We start from the raw sequence: 2,834 nt of genomic DNA on the forward strand, positions 1-2,834 counted from the left end.
CCCCATAGCGAGGTGACCGGTGAAGAGTTCATCGGTCACGGGCATGATGCCGCTTCGTTATGCCGGCCGATCCGGACTGTCCCCTGTTTGAAATTCCGCGTTACGGGACAACACAATGACTTCCATCAACACCAATACGTCGGCGATGACGGCTCTGCAGAGCCTGTCGGCAATCAACAGCAGCCTCGACCAGACCCAGAACCGCATCTCGACCGGTTACCGCGTCGGTGCGGCGTCGGACAACGCCGCCTACTGGTCGATCGCGACCACGATGCGGTCCGACAACAAGGCGCTCGGCGCCGTCGAAGACGCCCTCGGCCTCGGCCAGGCGAAGGTCGACGTGGCCTATACGGGCATGGAAGCGGCGATCGACGTCACCTCCGAGATCAAGTCGAAGCTGCTGGCGGCTCTCGAGCCGGGCGTCGACAAGACCAAGATCAACTCGGAACTGACCGAGCTGAAGAACCAGCTGTCCAGCATCGCGTCCTCGGCCAGCTTCTCGGGCGAGAACTGGCTGCAGAACTCGACCGCGGCCGCAGCCGGCACCAAGAACGTCGTCGCGTCGTTCAACCGTGATTCCGGCGGCAACGTCTCGGTCGGCACCATCGGGCTGGACGTCTCCAGCATGACGCTGATCGGCACGGACAACGAAACCCTGGGTCTCCTGACCAAGGACTACGATGCCGACCAGTTGCTGGCGACGCCGACGGCGACGCCGGACAATTACCGGCTGATCGACGTCGTCGGTCAAACGACTGCGGCCACGGGTACGGTGATTGCCCTGGCCAGCACCACAACGGATGCACAGGTGAACGCCATGGTGCGGGTCGTCGACAAGATCCTTTCGGACATGACCACGGCGGCCTCCAATCTCGGTGCCTCCAAGAGCCGCATGGATATCCAGTCGGAGTTCGTCTCCAACCTGCGGAACTCCATCGACAAGGGCGTCGGCACGCTGGTCGATGCGGACATGACCGAGGAGTCGACCCGGCTGAAGGCGCTGCAGACGCAGCAGCAGCTCGGCGTCCAGGCACTGTCCATCGCCAACTCGTCCTCGCAGTCGGTGCTGTCGCTCTTCCGTTAATCGGATCGCACAGTCCCAAGGGGACCGAACGGGTCCGGCCGCAAGGCCGGGCCCGTTTTGCGTCCGGCGTCCGGCTGGCGGTGAGGGGAGGGGGCGAGACAGATCGGCCTACGAACGGTACGACAACCTTACCTTGCGCGGGGCAAATACAAGATAATCTTACTGTTTTTATTTTCCGAGAACCAACCTCAGGGCCGGGTCCGCAAGACAAATGAAAGCAATTTCCGTCCAGATGGTGCGGCGACTGCAACGACGATGCAGCGCATCCCTGACGCAAGCTTCGACGGCCCGACGATAAGAATCCGTTAACCACCCCTCCACTAATTTCCCCTCGGCGTCGTTCCGCAAGCCCGGAGCCGTCGCCGCCGCTTTCCAAGGACGTAACCGCTCATGCAAATGGCCAATCTCAAGATATCAACGAAGATCGCAGCAGCATTCGCGATCCTCGTCGTGATCGCCGCCTGCATGGGGGCGCTGCTGTTCCAGTCGATGGTCAAGATCGAGACGGCCGCCGAGGACAAGAACAACCAGGTCGCGCTGTCGAACGCTGCGATCGACGCGCGCTTCGCGCTGGCCCGCCAGGAAAACTCGCTGCGCGGCTTCATGATCACCCGCGACGCCTATTTCTCGGGCCGGGTGAAGGAGCATTACGCGACCTTCCAGAAGAACGTCGCATATCTCGGCGAGGTGGCCGGTGCCGGCAGCCCGATCGCCGCGCAATTGCCGCAGGTGTCGGCCGCGATGCAGGCCTGGCAGACCGAGATCGCCGACCCGGTGATCCGCGATGCCGGCAACGAACTCACCTACCCGCAAGCGCTGGCGCTGTTCAATTCGGGCAAGGCCGACGCGTTCATCGAGCCGATCGAGACCATTCTCGATGGCGTCCGCGAGACGACGACCGCCGGTGTCGCTGCGGCCAGCAGCGCCGAAGCCGCTGCCAATGTCGCCGCTGAGACCGCCCTTCTGGCCGGCATGGGGGCGCTGATCCTGGTTGCCGCCGGTCTCGGTTGGGCCCTGTCACGCGGGATCGCTACCCCGATCGTCCAGATGACCGGCGTGATGCGCAAGCTGGCCGATGGCGACAAGACCATCATCGTGCCCGGCGCGACGCGCAAGGACGAGGTCGGCGAGATGGCCGGCGCCGTCGAGACCTTCAAGCAGGCCGCGATCGAGCGGGACGAACTCACCGCAACGGCCGAGGCCGCCCGTATCAGCCAGGACGAGGCCAAGAAGCGCCAGGCCGCGCTCGACAATGCCAAGGCAGAGGACCTGCGGGCCTTTGTCGGCGTCGTCGAAGTGGGCTTCGAGCGCCTGTCGGCCGGCGACCTGACGGTGCGCATGCAGGACAGGGTGGCCGAGGAATTCGAGCCGATCCGGGCCAAGTTCAACGCCAGCGTCGCCTCGCTGGAAGAGGCCATCGGCCATGTCGTGACCTCCATCGCCTCGATCCGCACCGGTCTCGGCGAAATCAACACGGCGTCCAACGATCTCGCCCACCGCACCGAGCAGCAGGCGGCGAGCCTCGAAGAGACCGTCGCAGCCCTTGGCGAAGTGACCCAGGCCGTCAACGAGACCGCCGAGGGTGCTGGCAAGGCGCAGCAGGTGGCGTCCGGTGCCCGCGAGAAGGCCCAGAAGGGCGGCGAGGTCGTCGGCAAGGCGGTCGCGGCCATGGGCCAGATCGAGCAGTCCTCCGAGAAGATCAACTCGATCATCTCGGTCATCGACGAGATCGCCTTCCAGACCAACCTCC

At 64.5% G+C, this 2,834-nt stretch carries 2 protein-coding genes; both read left to right on the forward strand.

Annotated elements, in window-relative coordinates; all coding sequences use genetic code 11:
• The first annotated feature begins 115 nt into the window (after nucleotides 1–115).
• A complete protein-coding gene (locus ACEQX1_RS17050) occupies nucleotides 116–1,084 on the forward strand; it encodes a flagellin (RefSeq protein WP_188075601.1) in 969 nt (322 codons plus the stop codon).
• Between the two features lie 390 nt (nucleotides 1,085–1,474).
• The coding region (locus tag ACEQX1_RS17055; RefSeq protein WP_370197198.1) for a methyl-accepting chemotaxis protein at nucleotides 1,475–2,834 on the forward strand (1,360 nt) is incomplete at its 3' end.

Source organism: Aurantimonas sp., assembly GCF_964217435.1.
Lineage (GTDB): Bacteria > Pseudomonadota > Alphaproteobacteria > Rhizobiales > Rhizobiaceae > Aurantimonas > Aurantimonas coralicida.

Bases quoted from the DNA above. Each gene is read 5' to 3' on its own strand.
- ACEQX1_RS17050 (WP_188075601.1), top strand. From the start codon at position 116: ATGACTTCCATCAACACCAATACGTCGGCGATGACGGCTCTGCAGAGC.